Source organism: Streptomyces sp. NBC_01335 (genome assembly GCF_035953295.1).
Lineage (GTDB): Bacteria > Actinomycetota > Actinomycetes > Streptomycetales > Streptomycetaceae > Streptomyces.
Window position 1 is genome coordinate 2,642,159 of the sequence record NZ_CP108370.1, and the last position, 17,160, is coordinate 2,659,318.

11 protein-coding genes and 1 pseudogene are annotated in these 17,160 nt (G+C 74.5%); 11 read left to right on the top strand and 1 reads right to left on the bottom strand.

The annotated features are described in order from the left end of the window. Positions 1–3: 3 nt before the first annotated feature. From OG599_RS11275 to OG599_RS11325, 11 genes and pseudogenes are all read left to right on the top strand, one after another. Positions 4–945, top strand: coding sequence for a carbohydrate ABC transporter permease (locus OG599_RS11275; RefSeq protein ID WP_327175846.1), 942 nt, complete (start codon positions 4–6; stop codon positions 943–945). Between the two features lie 2 nt (positions 946–947). After that, on the top strand, positions 948–1,853 hold the full coding sequence (locus OG599_RS11280) for a carbohydrate ABC transporter permease (protein WP_327175847.1): 906 nt from the start codon (positions 948–950) through the stop codon (positions 1,851–1,853). Position 1,854: 1 nt separating this feature from the next. After that, entirely contained in the window at positions 1,855–3,120 is a 1,266-nt protein-coding gene (locus tag OG599_RS11285) for a 6-phospho-beta-glucosidase (protein ID WP_327175848.1), read from the top strand. Next, a complete protein-coding gene (locus OG599_RS11290) occupies positions 3,111–4,085 on the top strand; it encodes an N-acetylglucosamine kinase (protein ID WP_327175849.1) in 975 nt (324 codons plus the stop codon). Before OG599_RS11285 ends, OG599_RS11290 begins: the two co-directional genes overlap by 10 nt. Before the next feature lie 281 nt (positions 4,086–4,366). After that, on the top strand, positions 4,367–5,746 hold the full coding sequence (locus OG599_RS11295; protein ID WP_327175850.1) for a hypothetical protein: 1,380 nt from the start codon (positions 4,367–4,369) through the stop codon (positions 5,744–5,746). Between the two features lie 56 nt (positions 5,747–5,802). Then, positions 5,803–6,834 (top strand): glutamate ABC transporter substrate-binding protein, encoded by a 1,032-nt coding sequence (locus OG599_RS11300; RefSeq protein WP_327175851.1) that lies wholly within the window; start codon positions 5,803–5,805, stop codon positions 6,832–6,834. A 44-nt stretch (positions 6,835–6,878) separates the two neighbouring features. Beyond that, a complete protein-coding gene (locus OG599_RS11305) occupies positions 6,879–8,261 on the top strand; it encodes a hypothetical protein (protein ID WP_327175852.1) in 1,383 nt (460 codons plus the stop codon). Next, positions 8,258–11,266, top strand: coding sequence for a serine/threonine-protein kinase (locus tag OG599_RS11310; RefSeq protein WP_327175853.1), 3,009 nt, complete (start codon positions 8,258–8,260; stop codon positions 11,264–11,266). Before OG599_RS11305 ends, OG599_RS11310 begins: the two co-directional genes overlap by 4 nt. Before the next feature lie 266 nt (positions 11,267–11,532). Continuing rightward, positions 11,533–12,918 (top strand): annotated as a pseudogene (locus OG599_RS11315) (PP2C family protein-serine/threonine phosphatase); the annotation flags it as partial. Positions 12,919–13,037: 119 nt separating this feature from the next. Then, positions 13,038–14,405: a vWA domain-containing protein gene (locus OG599_RS11320; RefSeq protein WP_327175855.1), complete on the top strand. Its 1,368-nt coding sequence runs from the start codon at positions 13,038–13,040 to the stop codon at positions 14,403–14,405. 138 nt (positions 14,406–14,543) lie between these two features. Further along, positions 14,544–16,121, top strand: coding sequence for an FHA domain-containing protein (locus OG599_RS11325; RefSeq protein WP_327175856.1), 1,578 nt, complete (start codon positions 14,544–14,546; stop codon positions 16,119–16,121). Positions 16,122–16,162: 41 nt separating this feature from the next. On the opposite strand, the gene OG599_RS11330 is transcribed toward OG599_RS11325, so the two are convergent. Continuing rightward, on the bottom strand, positions 16,163–17,155 hold the full coding sequence (locus tag OG599_RS11330) for a methyltransferase domain-containing protein (RefSeq protein ID WP_327175857.1): 993 nt from the start codon (positions 17,153–17,155) through the stop codon (positions 16,163–16,165). Between the last annotated feature and the right edge of the window lie 5 nt (positions 17,156–17,160).

The following is a 17,160-nucleotide window of genomic DNA, read 5'->3' on the forward strand; positions in this document are numbered from 1 at the left end:
GCGATGACCACGTACACACTCCGCTCCAAGCGCCGCAGGTCGGCGCTGCGCACGGTGGCGTTCCTGTCGCCCTGGCTGGTCGGCTTCTGCTTCTTCTTCGCCTACCCGATGATCTCGACCGTCTACTTCTCCTTCACGAAGTACGACGGGTTCGGGGCACCGGTCTTCAACGGGCTGACCAACTGGACGTACGTCTTCACCGACTATCCGATGTTCTGGCCGTCGCTGCGCAACACCCTCTGGCTGGTGATCGTCATGGTCACCTGCCGGGTGGTGTTCGGCCTCGGCATCGGGCTGCTGATCACCCGGATCAAGACCGCCACCGGGCTCTTCCGCACCCTCTTCTACCTGCCCTACCTCGCGCCCCCCGTGGCCGCGACCCTCGCCTTCGTCTTCCTGCTCAACCCGGGGACGGGGCCGGTCAACTCGATCCTGGGGAACCTCGGGCTGCCGACGCCCGGCTGGTTCAACGACGCGTCCTGGTCGAAGCCGGCGCTGACCGTGCTCGCGGTCTGGGGCATCGGCGACCTCATGGTGATCTTCATGGCCGCGCTGCTGGACGTACCCGTCGAGCAGTACGAGGCGGCCGAGCTGGACGGCGCCTCCGCCTGGCAGCGGTTCCGCTTCGTGACCCTGCCGAACATCTCGCCCATCGTGATGTTCGCCGTGGTCACCGGGGTCATCCAGGCGATGCAGTACTACACGCAGCCGCTGGTGGCGGGGAAGGTGGCCTCCGGCGTGATCGGCGGCTCCGGGCAGTCCTTCGAGCCCGGCTATCCCGACAAGTCGACCCTGACGCTCCCCCAGCTCGTCTACAACCTCGGCTTCCAGCGCTTCGACTACGGCTCCGCCTGCGTCGTCGCCCTGGTCCTGTTCGCCCTGGCCATGGCCTTCACCGCACTGCTGATGCGGGGCCGCAACAACCTCGTCCAGGCCGGTGACTGATCATGACCCAGCTGCTCGACTCCCCCGGAGCCCCTGCCGCGGCCGTCCGCACCGGACGGCCGCCCGCCGAGCGCACCGCCCGCCGCAAGGCGCTGCTGCACTGGATCGCGGTGCACGCGCTCGGCGTCGCCGCCGCGCTCTTCTTCGTCCTCCCGCTGGTCTTCGTGGTGCTGACCTCGCTCATGAGCGACCAGCAGGCGCTGACCCGCGACCTCACCCCCGACACCTGGGAGTGGGAGAACTACCGGCGGGTCTTCGACACCCCCGGCTTCCTGACCTGGTGGCGCAACACCCTGCTCTACGCCGGGGCCGGCACCGTGCTGACCGTGGTCTCCTCGGTGCCCGTCGCCTACGCGCTCGCGAAGTTCCGCTTCAAGGGCCGCAAGCTGTCGCTGATGCTGGTCATCTCGATGATGATGCTTCCGCCGCAGGTCGTGATCATCCCGATGTACCTGTTCTGGGCCAAGCAGATGGACCTCTCCGGGACGCTCTGGCCGCTGATCGTCCCGATGGCCTTCGGTGACGCCTTCTCCATCTTCCTGCTGCGCCAGTTCCTGCTGACCATCCCGGACGAGTACCTGGACGCGGCGCGGATCGACGGCTGCGGCGAACTGCGCACCCTGCTGCGGGTGGTGCTGCCGATGGCGAAGCCGGGCATCGCCGCCATCGCGCTGTTCCAGTTCTTCGCCGCCTGGAACGACTACTTCGGGCCGCAGATCTACGCCTCCGAGAACCCGGCCGCCTGGACGCTCAGTTACGGCCTGGAGTCCTTCAAGGGCGCACACCACACCGACTGGAACCTGACCATGGCCGCGACCGTTCTGGTCATGGCCCCCGTGATCGCCGTCTTCTTCTTCGCTCAGAAGGCATTCGTCGAGGGCGTCACACTGACCGGAGTGAAGGGCTGACATGAAGCTCGCAGTAGTGGGTGGCGGGTCCACCTACACCCCCGAACTGATCGACGGGTTCGCCCGTCTGCAAGGCACCCTGCCGATCGAGGAGCTCGTGCTCGTCGACCCGGCGGCCGACCGCCTCGACCTCGTGGGCGGCCTCGCCCGGCGGATCTTCGCCAAGCAGGGCCACCCCGGCACCATCACCACCACCTCCGACCTCGACGCCGGGGTGGAGGGCGCCGACGCGGTCCTGCTCCAGCTGCGCGTCGGCGGACAGGCCGCGCGCAACCAGGACGAGACCTGGCCGCTGGAGTGCGGCTGCGTCGGCCAGGAGACCACCGGTGCGGGCGGCCTCGCCAAGGCGCTGCGGACCGTGCCGGTCGTGCTGGACATCGCCGAGCGGGTCCGCCGCAGCAACCCGGACGCCTGGATCATCGACTTCACCAACCCGGTGGGCATCGTCACCCGGGCGCTCCTCCAGGCCGGCCACAAGGCCGTCGGCCTCTGCAACGTCGCGATCGGCTTCCAGCGGAAGTTCGCCCGGCTGCTCGACGTCTCCCCCGCCGAGGTGCACCTCGACCACGTCGGGCTGAACCACCTCTCCTGGGAGCTGGGGGTACGCCTCGGCGGCCCGGACGGCGAGAACGTGCTGCCCCGGCTGCTGGCCGGGCACGGCGAGTCCATCGCCGCCGACCTGCACCTGCCTCGTGCGCTCGTGGACCGGCTCGGCGTGGTGCCCTCGTACTACCTGCGGTACTTCTACGCGCACGACGAGGTCGTCCGGGAGCTCGGCACCAAGCCGTCCCGGGCCGCGGAGGTCGCCGCGATGGAGAAGGAACTCCTCGCGATGTACGGCGATCCGGCGCTGGACGAGAAGCCGGCGCTGCTCGCCAAGCGCGGCGGCGCCTTCTACTCCGAGGCGGCGGTGGACCTGGCGTCCTCGCTGCTCGGCGGGGGCGCCGCCACCGTGCAGGTGGTCAACACCCTCAACAACGGCACCCTGCCGTTCCTCCCCGACGACGCGGTGATCGAGACGCAGGCCCGGGTCGACGGCTCGGGCGCCGTACCGCTCGCGGTCCCCGCGCTGGACCCGCTGTACGCCGGGCTGATCGCCCAGGTCACCGCGTACGAGGACCTGGCGCTGAAGGCCGCCCTGCACGGCGGCCGGGACCGCGTCTTCAAGGCGCTGCTCGCCCACCCGCTGGTCGGGCAGTACGAGTACGCCGAGGGCCTCACGGACCGGCTGATCGCGCACAACCGGGAGCACCTCGCGTGGGCGTGAACGCTTCGGTCCTCGCCATCGACGCGGGGAACAGCAAGACCGACGTGGCGCTGATAGGCGAAGACGGCACGGTGCTCGGCACGGGCCGGGGCGGCGGTTTCCAGCCGCCCGTGGTCGGCATACCCGCCGCGCTGGACGTGCTCGCCGTCGCCGTGGCGGGGGCGTACGCCTCGGCCGGGGAGCCGGCCGGCCCGGTCGCGCACGTCGCCGCCTGCCTCGCCAACGCCGACCTCCCCGTCGAGGAGGAGGAGTTGGCGGCCGCGCTGCTCGAACGCGGCTGGGGGCACACGGTCGAGGTGCGCAACGACACCTTCGCCGTGCTGCGCGCCGGGGTGGACGAACCCCGGGGCGTCGCGGTGGTCTGCGGCGCCGGGATCAACTGCGTGGGCATGCTGCCGGACGGGCGCACCGCCCGGTTCCCCGCGATCGGCCGGATGTCCGGTGACTGGGGCGGCGGTTCGGGGCTCGCCGAGGAGGCGCTCTGGTTCGCCGCCCGCGCCGAGGACGGCCGGGGCGAGCCGACCGAGCTGGCCCGGGCGCTCCCGGCGCACTTCGGGCTCGGCTCGATGTACGAGCTGATCGAGGCGCTGCACCGGGAGCACATCCCGTACGAGCGCCGGCACGAGCTGACCCCGGTGCTCTTCGCGACGGGCGCGGCCGGTGACCCGGTGGCGCGCGCGGTGGTGGACCGGCTCGCCGAGGAGGTCGTCGTGATGGCCTCGGTGGCGCTGGACCGGCTCGGCCTTCTGGAGGAGCACGTTCCGGTGATTCTCGGCGGCAGCGTGCTGGCCGCGCGCCACCCGGACCTGGACCGCCGGATCGCCACGCTGCTGGCGGCCCGCGCACCCCGGGCCGAGATCCGCGTGGTGGCCCAACCGCCGGTGCTGGGGGCCGCGTTGCTGGGCCTGGACCACACGGGGGCGGCACCCGAGGCGCACGCCAGGCTGCGCGCGCGGTACGCCTGAGGGCGCGCCGGATCGCCCCGGGAGGCCACCGGCGAACCCGCCGGTCCGTCAACTCCCGTACACCGTCGTACGGGACGGACCTGACGCACGGGAACCGATCACCTGTGCCGATCGTGTTCACAGCGGAGGCGGTCCGGTAACGGCCGTAAAGGCCCGGGTCCGGCGCGAGATCCCGGTATTCCTGGTGGATGCCGGTCACTGCGGCCATACTTCAGCCCGGGCGCCACTCCCCCCGACCGGCCGGGGGCAACGGCGCCGTCAGTGACCGAGGGGGAAGCCGAGTGACACACCCGCCGATCGGGGGCCCGCCGCGACAGCACGGAGCGGCGCCGGTCTCCGGCGTGCCCGCCCAGCGGCGCGGGGCGGCATCCGCGCTGGCGGGGCGGCTGCGCGACGCGGCGACGACGGAGCCGGGGCGGCTGCGGCTCGTCGGAGCCGTACTCGCCCTGCTCGTCGTGGCGTTCGGGGCGGTGACCGCCGTGGAGGTCTCCGGCCGGGCCGCCGCCGCGGACGACGTGGTGAGCCGGAGCCAGCCGCTGAGCGCGGACGCGGCGGCCGTCTACCGTTCGCTCGCCGACGCGGACACCATGGCGGCGAGCGGGTTCCTCGCGGGCACCGAGGAGCCTTCGAGCGTCCGCGCCCAGTACGAGAAGGACATCCGGAACGCCTCCCGGCTGCTGGTGAAGGCGGCGGCGAACACCGAGGCCACCACCTCCTCGGGCCGCGAGATCCGCACGATGAACGAGCTCCTCCCGGTCTACACCGGCCTGGTCGAGCGGGCCCGCGCCAACAACCGTCTCGGGCTGCCGCTGGGCGGCGCCTACCTCCGGTACGCCAACCAGAAGATGAGCGGTGAACTGCTCCCCGCGGCCGAGCGGTTGTACACGGCGGAGACCGGCCGGCTCGACGCCGACCAGCGCGACGCCCGGCAGTGGCCGCTCGTCGCCCTCGCCGCCGGGATCGTGGCCCTCGCCGTGCTGGCCTGGGCGCAGCGGCGCGACTACCGCCGGACCAACCGGGTCTTCAGCCGCGGGCTGCTCGCCGCGACGGCCGCGACCGCCGCCGCGCTGGTCTGGCTGGCCGCCGGGCAGGCCCTGGCCAGGACCGAGCTGCACCACGCGATGGCGGACGGCCAGGCCTCGCTGGACGTGCTGAACGGCGCGCGGATCGCCTCCCTCAAGGCCCGCGCCAACGAGAACCTCACCCTGGTCGCCCGGGGCGCGGTGCTCACCGCGGACGGTTCCGCCGACCAGTACCAGACCGACTACACCGCGGACATGGACGCGCTGCGCACCGAGTTGGGCAAGGCCGGCGAGCTGGCCGACGACGACCCCGGGAGCACCCCGGTGAAGACGGCCGTCAGCAGCGTGACGGAGTGGCAGAAGCGCCACGCCGACGCCCGGAAGACCGACGACGGCGGCGACTACGAGGGCGCGCTCGCCCTGGTCATCGGGGCGAAGGGCTCCACCGGCGAGTGCTTCTCGAAGGTGGACGCCGCGCTGGAGACGGCCCTGGCCCACGAGCAGAGGCAGTTCGACGCGGCGGCCGGGAAGGGGCGCGGCGCCCTGGACGGGCTGGCGGTCGGGGCGGGGGTCCTGGCGGTGCTGGGAGCGGTCGCCGCGATCACCGGGATCGGCCGGCGACTCGGGGAGTTCCGGTGAACGCGGACGGACCGGCAGGAGAGCCGGCAGGGGGAGGAGCGGTGGGAGGGGGAGCGATGGCGCGGGCACGGACACGGACCGGCGGGAGCAGGCTGCGTGGCTGGGGCGGGGTGACGGCCATGGCGGTGGCCTGTGTGCTCACCGCCCTGTTCGCCCTGCTGCCGCTGACGCACGACACCACCGGCTCGTTCGGCGGCGACTCGGGCCAGGGCACCGCGAGGGCCACCCAGGCGCGCGCCGACACCTGCGACAAGCCCGAGGCGAGCCTGCCGCCGTCGCGGAACGACGGTCCGGGCGTCGAGCGGATCAAGGAGCGCGGCAAGCTCATCGCCGGGGTGGACCAGAACAGCTACCGCTGGGGGTACCGCAATCCGGCGACCGGGAAGCTGGAGGGCTTCGACATCGACCTGGTCCGGGCCATCGCCCAGGACATCCTCGGCGACTCCTCCAAGGTGGTCTTCCGGGCCATCCCGACCAGCCAGCGGATCGCCGCGCTGGAGAGCGGCCGGGTCGACGTGGTGGTGCGGACCATGACGATCAACTGCGCGCGGCTGAAGCAGGTCGCGTTCTCCACCGCCTACTTCCGGGCGGGGCAGCAGGTGCTCGCCCCGGTGGCCTCGGACATCACCGGGTACAACGCCTCGCTGCGCGGGAAGCGGGTCTGCACCGCCGAGGGCTCCACCGCGTACGAGGCCCTGAAGAAGCAGTCGTACGGCGCGGTCTTCGAGGACGCGCACGACGGCACCGCCGGGGACGAGGACCGGCTGACCGTCCCCAGCCAGCTCGACTGCCTGGTGCGCCTCCAGCTCGGCGAGGTGGACGCCGTGGTGACGGACAACGCGCTGGCGGCGGGCCAGGTCGCCCAGGACCCGACGGTGGAGCTCAAGGGCGGCCCGTTCACGACGGAGTACTACGGCGTCGCCGCCAAGCTCGGCTCCGACGACCTGGTGGCCCGGGTCAACCAGGTGCTGGCGGACTACCGCAGCGGCGGTGCGGGGAGCCCGTGGATGCGCTCGTACCGCACCTGGCTGGAGGCCGGGCTGCCCGGCTTCACGGCGCCCCCGGCGCCCTCGTACCGGAGCAACTGATCCCGGCGGCCTGCGGGCCGGCGGGGAGAGCGGAGAGGTGAGCGATGGGCGTCGCGGGACCCTTCCCCAGCTACGCGGCCAGGCCCCCGGGCCCCGTCATGGACCGGGACGAGGCGGACCGTGCGCTGGCCCGGCTCGGCGCGGAGCACGAGGCGATCGAGACCTCACTCCTCGCTCTCCAGGACCACGCGGGCCGGCGCCTCCTGGAGGGTGCCGACCTGTCCGGGGTGACCAAGGAGCGCTGGGCCGCCACCGAGCGGTCGATCACCCTGCTCTGGGGGTACTTCGACGCGTACGCCGACGCGCTCTCCCGGGCGCGCGAGGTGCGCGCCCGCAGGCGTCACCCCGGCCGGGAGGACCTGGAGACCCTCACCGGGCTGCTCCGGGGCCGCGAGATCACCGTGGCGCACGGCGCCGCCCCGCCCGACCCCTCGGTCGCCGGTCCGGCCCGGCTCGCGACACGCTTCTCGCTGGAGGAGCTGGTGAGCCGGATGAACACGCTCTACGCCCGCTCGCTCGACATGGTGGTGGCCTCCGACTCCGTCTGGTCGGCGCTGCCCGCCCGGATCGACCTGCTCGCCGCCGAGCTCCACCGCACCCGTTCGCTGGCCCACTCCGTGGGGGTCCGGCCGGGCGAGCACCCGTCCGGCGACGACCTGGAGTCGATCACCCGGGAGCTCGCCGAGCTGCGGGCCCTGGTGATCGCCGACCCGCTGGCGTTCTGGCTGCCGGGGCCGGGCAGCGCGGCGCCGGGCAGCGGGCGCGCGGACACCGCGCGGTACGACCGGGCGGCGCGCGCGCTGGAGGAGGTGCGGCGGGAGATCGAGGCGGTCCTCGCCGTCCGGCAGGACGCCGAACACCGGCTCGCCCGGCTGCGGGACGTGCTGTCGCGGGCGGACCGCACGCTGGCCGAGGCGCGGGCCGCCCGGGGCGAGGTGCTGGCGAAGATCGCCGCCTCGGAGGTGCCCGCCGTCAGCGGTCCGCCGACCGCGCTCCAGGAGCGGCTGGCCGCCGCCTCCGAGCACCGCAGGCACGCCCGCTGGCACCGGCTCCCGCCGCTCCTCGAACAGTTGGAGCGGGAGGCGGAGGAGGAGCTGCTGCGCGCCCGCGAGTCGCTGACCTCGGTGACCGCCCCGCTCGCCGTACGCGCGGAGCTGCGGGGCCGGCTCGACGCGTACCGCGCGAAGGTGGCGCGGCACGGGCTCGCGGAGGACCCGCTGCTGATCGAGCAGTACGACGCGGCCCGCCGGATGCTGTGGAGCGCGCCCTGCGACCTGCGGGTCGCCGACCAGGCGGTGCTGCGCTACCAGCGCACGGCCGCCGAGATGACCGCTCCGGGCCGGACGCCCCCGCCCGAGGACCGGCGGTACGACTTGCACGACGCGCACGACCGGCACGGCCGGCCCGACGAGGGGGAGACCCGATGAGTACCCGGTGCCAGCGCCCCACGTGCGAGGGCGCGTACGAGGACATGGGCGAGGGCGAGCTGTACTGCGACACCTGCGGTCTGGCCCCCGTGGTCTCCCCGAACGGCATGGTCGCCTCGCCGCCCACCGGCATCGCGGGCGGCCCCTTCGCCGCGCGCGGCGGCAACTCGGCGTCCGCACCTGCCGGTTCGCGCGCCTCGGGCCGGGCCTCCTCGCGTTCGTCGACCTCGCGGCGGTCCGTCTCGGGCCGGCTCTCGCGGGGGCTGTCCGGCGGGGCGGGGACGGTGCCGTCGGTGTCGGTACGGGCCTCCGGCGCCTCGGGCGGCTCCTCCGGCCGGGGGCGGCTGGGCGCGGGCCTGGTGCAGGTGCCGGACGTGCCGCGCCCCGATCCCTGTGCGGCCGTGATGGCGAACCCCGAGGTCCCCGAGCGGAAGCGGTTCTGCTCGCGCTCGGACTGCGGGGCGCCGGTGGGCCGGGCGCGCGGCGACCGGCCGGGCCGCACCGAGGGGTTCTGCACCAAGTGCGGGCACCCGTACTCCTTCGTACCGAAGCTGCGCGGCGGTGACGTGGTGCACGGGCAGTACGAAGTCGCGGGCTGCCTCGCGCACGGCGGGCTCGGCTGGGTGTACCTCGCGGTGGACCGGGCCGTCTCGGACCGCTGGGTGGTCCTCAAGGGCCTGCTGGACACGGGCGACCAGGACGCCATGGCGGCGGCCATCTCGGAGCGCCGCTTCCTCGCGGAGATCGAGCACTCCAACATCGTGCGGATCTACAACTTCGTCGAGCACCTCGACCAGCGGACGGGTTCGCTGGACGGCTACATCGTGATGGAGTACGTCGGCGGCAAGGCCCTCAAGGAGATCGCCAACGACCGCCGCACCCCGTCCGGGAGGCGCGATCCGCTGCCGGTCGAGCAGGCGTGCGCGTACGGGATCGAGGCGCTGGAGGCACTCGGCCACCTGCACAGCCGCAACCTCCTGTACTGCGACTTCAAGGTCGACAACGCGATCCAGACGGAGAACCAGCTCAAGCTGATCGACATGGGCGCGGTCCGCCGGATGGACGACGAGGAGTCGGCGATCTACGGCACGGTGGGCTACCAGGCCCCCGAGGTCGGGGAGGTCGGCCCGTCGGTCGCCTCCGACCTGTACACGGTGGCGCGGACCCTCGCCGTGCTCACCTTCGACTTCCAGGGCTACACCAACGTCTTCGTGGACTCGCTGCCGGACCCGGAGAACATCGAGGTCTTCCGGACGTACGAGTCCTTCTACCGGCTGCTGGTCCGCGCCACCGACCCCGACCCGGCGCGGCGTTTCGCCTCGGCGGAGGAGATGGCCGAGCAGCTGACGGGGGTGTTGCGGGAGGTCGTGGCGCTCCAGTCGGGCCGCCCGCGCCCGGCCCTGTCCACCCTGTTCGGCCCGGAACTGCGGGTGACGGACACGGAGTTGTTCGCCGAGCTGACCGGTGACGTCTCCCGCCTCGGCGGCCGCGGCTCGCGGGCGGGGGCACGGGCGGGGCGGGCAGAACGCCCGAAGCGGCGCGGGAAGCCCGCCGCTGGGGCCGAGGCGGGAGCCGTCGGTACGGGGACCGTCGCCCCGGGCGCGGTGGCTCCGGGCGCGGTGGCTCCGGCGGTGGCGGCGGCGCTGCCGGTGGGCCCGGGTCCGTACGGCGCCGTCCCCCCGGCCCGTACCGCGGCGCCCGGCCCGCAGCCCGCCGGGTACGCACCGGGCCCGGGGTACGCGACGCCTTCCGGGTACACGGGGCCCACCGGGAACTCCCAGCCTTCCGGGTACGCGGGGCCCTCCGGACACGCGGGGCCTTCCCCGTACTCCGCGCCGTCCGGACACACCCCGCCGGCCGGGTACCAGCCCTCGGCGGCGGCCCTCGCGGCCCCGCCCACCCACGCGAGCGGGGCGCCGGGCGGCCGTCCGCCGGCCGGTGGGCCGTCCCCCTACGTGCCGTCGCAGCCGGTGGCTCCGGCGTACGCCCACCCGGCGGCAGCCGCTCCGGCCCTGTCGTCCGGGGCGGGACCGGCACCGTCCGGGACCGGGCAGTGGCTCGACGGAGTGGACGCCGGTGCCACCGCGCTCGCGCTGCCGGTGCCGCGTGTCGACGCGAGCGACCCCAACGCCGGTTTCCTCGCGGGGGTGATGGCCGCGGCTCCGCAGGAGCTGATCGGCGCACTGCGCACCGTGCCCGCGCCCTCCCCGGAGACCCGGCTGCGCGAGCTGCGCGCCCTGCTGGAGCTGGCGGAGTACGGGGCGGCCGGCCACGTACTGGGCGAGCTGGAGGCCCGGCACCCGGACGACTGGCGGGTGGTCTGGTACCGGGGAGTCGTCTCCCTGGTGACCGGTGACCGCGAGCGCGCGGCGCTCTCCTTCGACGCGGTGTACGACGCGTTCCCGGGCGAACCGGCGCCCAAGCTGGCGCTCGGCGTCTGCGCGGAGGTGCTGGGGCAGCTGGACAACGCCGCCGACTACTACCACCTCGTCTGGACCACCGATCCGAGCTTCGTCAGCGCCGCGTTCGGGCTCGCCCGGGTGCGCTTCGCCGCCGGGGACCGTACGGGTGCGGTACGCACGCTGGAGTCGGTGCCCGCCGCGTCGATCCACTTCACGGCCGCCCGGGTCGCCTCGGTCCGCGCGCGGCTGCGCGGGCGCGACCCGGGAGAGCCGCTGGCGGACGACCTGGCCGCCGCCTCGGACCAGATCACGGCGCTGGCCGGGCTGGGGCTGGACGCGGTGCGCCGCGAACGCCTGTCGACGGAGGTGCTGGGGACGGCGCTGGACTGGGTACTCTCCACAGGACCCGCCCGTCCGTCCGCGGGCCCCGCGCCCTTCGGGCCGGGCGCGCGGAAGCTGCTCGGCAGCGAACTGGACGAGCGGGGGCTCCGGTTCGGGCTGGAACGCGCTTATCGGATGCTCGCCAGGCTGGCTCAGCAGGGCGACGAGAGGATCGAACTGGTGGAGCGGGCCAACCGTTTCCGCCCCCGGACGTGGGTGTGAAGATGTCACAGATCCACCAGCAGGCGGCTGCCCTGCCGACGTGCCCCAGCTGCGCGGAACCACTGGAGCCGGGCGACCTGTTCTGCGGCGCCTGCGGCTACGACCTGTCGGCGGTGCCCGAACGGCCGGGCGACCGGCCGACGATGGCGATCACCACCCCGCCTCCGCCCCCACCGGCAGCACCACCGGCCCCGCCTGTTCCGCCAGCCCCGCCGGTTCCGCCGGTTCCGCCTGTTCCGCCTGCTCAGCCGGTGGCTCCGGTGGCCCCGACGGCTCCGGGGGCTTCGGCTGCTCCGGGGGAAGCGGCTGCTGCGGTGGCTTCGGCTGCTGCGGCTCCCGCTCCGGTCCAGTGGCCGCCCGCGTCCGAGACCGACACCTCGGACCAGCCCGCGCCCGTCCACCGTCCGGCCGACCTGCCTGGCCTGGACTCCGCGGGGCACCCGCTGTACGCCCGTGCGGCGGCTCCATCCGCCGCGCCGGTGGCCCCGCCCGCCGTGCGCCACGACGACCGGGCGGTGCCGGGGCAGCGCACCGACCACGGCCCGGGCACCAACTCCGGCACCAACGCCGGTTACGACTCCGGGGACTTCGAGCTCGCGGCACCGGGATCCGCACCGGGGTCCGCACCGGCGGGCGTACCCGCCACCGACCCGCGCGCCCCCACGCCCCCCGCCCCCGGGGCCGCCGCGACGGCCACGACGCCCGCCGCCGGCACGAGCGCCCCGGCCGGCACCAAGCTCTGCGTCGCCTGCCGGGCCGGCCGGGTGGACACCGACGGGTACTGCGAGACCTGCGGCCACGCCCAGCCGCGCGAACGCGACCACATGGAGCGGGAGCTCGGCGCGGTGGCGGCGGTCAGCGACCGCGGACTGCGCCACCACCGCAACGAGGACTCCTTCGCCGTGTCGACGACCGCGCTGCCGGACGGTTCGCCGGCCGTCGTCGCGATCGTCTGCGACGGGGTGTCCTCCGCGCACCGGCCCGACGAGGCGTCGGCCGCCGCCGCGCGGGCCGCCGACGCGTCCCTCCTGGAGTCGCTGCCGCGCGGTACGCACCCGCAGCAGGCGATGCACGACGCGATCGTCGCGGCCTCCCGGGCGGTCAACGCGCTGGCCGAGGAGCAGGAGGGCGCGGCGGAGCACGATCCGCACCGCCACCAGAACGCCCCGGCCTGCACCCTGGTCGGTGCGGTCGTCGCCGCCGGTCTGCTGATCGTCGGCTGGGTCGGCGACAGCCGCGTCTACTGGGTGCCGGCCGACCGTACCCAGCAGCCGGCCCGGCTCACCGAGGACGACTCCTGGGCCGCGCAGATGGTGGCGGCGGGCCTGATGAGCGAGGAGCAGGCGTACGCGGACGAGCGTGCCCACGCGATCACCGGCTGGCTCGGCGCGGACGCCTACGAACTCGACCCGCACACCGCGGCGTTCAAGCCCGACCGGCCGGGCACCGTGGTGGTCTGCACCGACGGGCTGTGGAACTACGCGGAGTCCGCCGAGGAGATGGCCGCCGCCATGCCCCGGGACGCGGGCGAACGCCCCCTGCACGGCGCCCGGGTGCTGGTGGGGCACGCGCTCGACGGCGGGGGCCACGACAACGTAACAGTGGCGCTGCTGCCGTTCGCCGTACCGCCCGCCGGGGCACACTCCGGCTGACGGCCTCCCGGGCGCTTCCGGCTGTTTCCCACCGTTTCCCACCGCTTCGCCGCCTGGTCACCGACCGTCCAACGCACGCCCGCATCCGTCCCTCCGGTGGGGCATCGAGGAGCCGCTCCATGGCCAACTTCTCCAAGTCGCAAGCGCCGCGGTTCTCCGTCGACGTGTACCAGAACAGTTACCTCCCCGAAGGGGGCCGTGAGGTCAACGCGATCGTCACCGTCACCTCCACGGGAGGCGGCACGACGGGCGGCGTGCCGCTCGCCGGGAACGCGGGCGCGTCCGCATCCGCATCCGCATCCGCATCCGCGTCGAACGCGGCGGTCGTGCTCATGGTCGACTGCTCCGGGTCGATGGACTATCCGCCGACGAAGATGCGCAACGCCCGGGACGCCACCGCGGCGGCCATCGACACCCTGCGCGACGGCACCCGGTTCGCGGTGGTGGCCGGTACGCACGTGGCGAGGGACGTCTACCCGGGCAACGGCCGGCTCGCCACGGCCGACCACCTGACCAAGGCGCAGGCCAAGGACGCGCTGCGCGGGCTGAGCGCGGGCGGCGGCACGGCGATCGGTACCTGGCTGCGCCTCGCCGACCGGCTGTTCGGCACCGCCGGGGCGGATCTGCGGCACGGCATCCTGCTGACCGACGGGCGCAACGAGCACGAGGCGCCGGAGGACCTGCGGGCGGCGCTGGACGCCTGCGCGGGCCGCTTCACCTGTGACGCCCGGGGCGTCGGCACCGACTGGGAGGTGAAGGAGGTCACGGGCATCGCCTCCGCCCTGCTGGGCACCGCAGACATCGTCGCCGACCCGGCCGGGCTGGCGGCGGACTTCACGCGGATGATGGAGAACGCCATGGGCAAGGAGGTCGCGGACGTGGCGCTGCGGCTCTGGACGCCGGTGGACACCGAGATCCTCTTCGTGAAGCAGGTCGCTCCGTCGGTCGTCGACCTGACCGGGCGCCGGACGGAGGCGGGGCCGCGCGCCGGGGACTATCCGACGGGTTCCTGGGGTGACGAATCCCGCGATTATCACGTGTGCGTCAGGGTTCCCCAGGCCCGGATCGGCCAGGAGATGCTGGCGGCGCGGGTCTCTCTGGTCCTCCCGGCCCCTGCGGGCGGGGGCGCTCCGGGGACCCTCGCGCAGGGGCTCGTACGCGCGGTGTGGACCGACGACCTGGTGGCGTCCACGGCGATGAATCCGCAGGTCGCGCACTACACGGGCCAGGCCGAGCTGGCCCGGGTGATCCAGCAGGGACTCGACGCCCGCAAGGCCGGAGACCTGAACGGGGCGACCGCGAAACTGGGGCGCGCGGTGCAGCTCGCGTCGGTCTCCGGCAACGAGGACACCGCGAAGCTGCTTTCGAAGGTGGTCGACGTGGTCGACGCCGCGACAGGTACTGTGCGACTGAAAGCGAAGGTCGCGGAAGCGGACGAGATGACACTCGAAACGCGCTCCACCAAGACCGTTCGCGTCAAGAAGTAGCAAGAGAACGACACAGACGAAGCCGAGCGACAGAGTCGTCCGCACGGCCGAGGGCGGACCCTCCGCCCCGCCGCGCGCACGGCGATCGACGAGCATGACGGCCCCCTGGGCCGGACAAGGAGAGGGGGAAGCGCCGACATGCCGACCTGCCCGAACGGACACCAGTCGGGTTCCGAGGACTGGTGCGAGGTCTGCGGACATCGCATGGCCGGAGCCCGGCCGCCCGGTGCCGTCCCCCCGCCTCCCCCTCCGCCGCCGCCCGCTCCCGGGTACGGCTATCCGCAGGGCCCCGGCCCCGGCGGCCAGCAGACCGCCGGCGTCGAGCTCTGCCCGCAGTGCCGCACCCCGCGTGAGCCCGGGGCGCCGTTCTGCGAGGAGTGCCGGTGGAACTTCCTCACCAACACGGCCACCTCGTACACCCCGCTGGCTCCGCAGCCCGGCGCCGGTGGCGGCCCCGTGCCCGGTCTCAACCTGCCGCCCGGCTTCCAGGCGCAGCCCGGCCCCCGGCAGGCACCCCCGGCCCCGCAGTCCCAGGGGCCGCAGTCCTCGGGCCCGCAGTCCCACGGCCCGCAGTCCCACGGTCCGCAGCCTCCGCAGCCGCGCGACCCCTACGAGTACCAGGGCTCGCGCCCCTCGCAGCTGAACCGCCCGGCGGAGCCCCTCGTACCGGACCGCGACGGCCGGCAGGCCCCGCCGAGCGCCTTCCAGCAGGGGCCGCCGCCTGCCTCCTTCCAGCAGGGTCCGCCGCCCCCGGCCTTCCAGCAGGGACAGCAGGGACAGCCGGGCCAGCAGGGACAGCCGGGCCAGCAGGGCCGTCCCGGACAGCCGGGCCCCCAGGGCGGGCCGGGCGGGCCGCCGCCGTTCCCGCAGGGCGGGCAGCAGCAGTTCCCCGGCCACCCCGGGCAGCCGTCCTTCCCGCAGGGCCAGCCGGGACAGCCGGGTCAGCAGGGTGGTCCGGGACAGCAGGGCGGCCCGGGACAGCAGGGCGGCCCGCCGGCCGGGTTCCAGCAGAGCCCGCCGCCGTCGTCGTTCCAGCAGAGCGCGCCGCCCGCGCCCGGTCCGGTGTCCGCGCCGGAGGCGGACGACTGGATGCTGCCGCCGCCCTCACAGGGCCAGGCCGGTGCGCAGGCGGGTGCCCAGGCGCCGCACGCCCCCGCGCCGCACCAGCAGCCGCCGCACGCCTTCCAGCAGAGCCCCCAGGGGGCCTTCCCGCCGCCGTTCCCCGGTCAGGGCGGCTTCCCCGGTGCCCAGGCGGGTCCCGGAGCGCAGGGCGGCCAGGCGGGTCCCGGTGGGCAGGAGCCGCCGCGGCCGGCCACCTGGACCGCGGTGATCGCGCCGGACCGTGACTACTTCCTGGCGATGATGCAGCGCAGCGGCCCGGAGGCGACGGGGCTGAACCTGCCCGCGTACTCCCCCGAGCAGCACCTCGAACTCGCGGGCAGCCAGGTCACCATCGGGCGCCGCCGGCACTCCACCGGCGAGTCGCCCGACATCGACCTGGCGGTGCCGCCGGAGGACCCGGGCGTCTCGCACCAGCACGCGGTCCTGGTGAAGCAGCCGGACGGCGGCTGGGCGGTGGTGGACCAGAACTCCACCAACGGCACCACGCTGAACGGCGCCGAGGACCCGATCCAGCCCTACGTGCCGGTCCCGCTCCAGGACGGCGACCAGGTGCACGTCGGCGCGTGGACGACGATCACGGTCCGCCGGGGCTGACCCGCCGGGCGCCGCTCGCCCTCATGTGAACCCATGGCCCCTCACCGCTCCTCGTGACCGGTGAGGGGCCATGTGTACGGGCCCTCCGGGTCGTCCAGCCAGGCCCACTGCCGGCCCCGGGCGTCGACGGTGAGGCCGAAGCGTTCACGGCCGGGGCGTCCCTCGCCCTCCCAGAGGTTCATCGCCTCGTCCGCGCCGAGCGAGCCGCCCGCCAGGGTGAGCAGGAACGAGTAGAGGTCGTTCCCCGTCATGCGCCGCGCCCGACCGCCGTACCGCTCCGGCGTCCCGCGCAGCGGTACGAAGAACGCCGGGGTGTGCAGGAAGTGCCCCTCGGCCCGCCGTCCGCCCGCCGTCTCCCGCACCCGGAGAAGGATCAGCCCGGTGGCGAAGGGGGCCAGGATGCGCGCGTCGGGGGCGCACTGCGCGAGCCAGCCCTCGGGGATCAGCGGCAGGGTGCAGGTCGCGATGATCCTGTCGTACGGGCTCCGCCCCGGGCAGCCGCGTGCCCCGTCGCCGGTGACGACGGTCGGGCGGTACCCGGCGGCGGCGAGGTGGCGGCGGGCGGACTCGGTGATCTCCGGGTCGAGGTCGACGGTGGTGACCGCCCGGTCGCCGAGCCGGTGGGCGAGCAGGGCGGCGTTGTAGCCGGTGCCCGCGCCGATCTCCAGCACGCTCTGGCCGTCGCGCACGTCCAGCGCGTCGAGCATGAGCGCCATCAGGGAGGGCTGGCTGCTGGAGGAGACGAGTTCGCCGTCCTTCATCCGGGTGGCCAGCGGCCCGTCCGCGTACGCCCCGCGCAGCCACTGCTCGCGGCGTCCGGGGTCGGCGTCCTCGCACCAGAGGCGTACGTGGCCGAGGAGCCCGCCCTCGTAGTAGTACGGCACGAACAGGTGGCGGGGCACGTCCTCGAAGGCCGCGCGCCAGGCGGGGTCGCGCAGCCCGCCGTCGGCCACGATGAGCCGCACCATGGCCTGCCGGGCCGCCGCCCCCTCGGTCTCGAACGGATCGCGCCCCGCGCGCTGTGGTCCACCCATGCCTC

What these genes read in the sequence shown, in the direction of transcription:
- OG599_RS11310 (WP_327175853.1), top strand. Translation starts at nt 8,258, where the DNA reads ATGAGTACCCGGTGCCAGCGCCCCACGTGCGAGGGCGCGTACGAGGAC.
- OG599_RS11280 (WP_327175847.1), top strand. Translation starts at nt 948, where the DNA reads ATGACCCAGCTGCTCGACTCCCCCGGAGCCCCTGCCGCGGCCGTCCGC.
- OG599_RS11275 (WP_327175846.1), top strand. Translation starts at nt 4, where the DNA reads ATGACCACGTACACACTCCGCTCCAAGCGCCGCAGGTCGGCGCTGCGC.
- OG599_RS11325 (WP_327175856.1), top strand. Translation starts at nt 14,544, where the DNA reads ATGCCGACCTGCCCGAACGGACACCAGTCGGGTTCCGAGGACTGGTGC.
- OG599_RS11300 (WP_327175851.1), top strand. Translation starts at nt 5,803, where the DNA reads ATGGCGCGGGCACGGACACGGACCGGCGGGAGCAGGCTGCGTGGCTGG.
- OG599_RS11320 (WP_327175855.1), top strand. Translation starts at nt 13,038, where the DNA reads ATGGCCAACTTCTCCAAGTCGCAAGCGCCGCGGTTCTCCGTCGACGTG.
- OG599_RS11285 (WP_327175848.1), top strand. Translation starts at nt 1,855, where the DNA reads ATGAAGCTCGCAGTAGTGGGTGGCGGGTCCACCTACACCCCCGAACTG.
- OG599_RS11305 (WP_327175852.1), top strand. Translation starts at nt 6,879, where the DNA reads ATGGGCGTCGCGGGACCCTTCCCCAGCTACGCGGCCAGGCCCCCGGGC.
- OG599_RS11330 (WP_327175857.1), bottom strand. Translation starts at nt 17,155, where the DNA reads ATGGGTGGACCACAGCGCGCGGGGCGCGATCCGTTCGAGACCGAGGGG.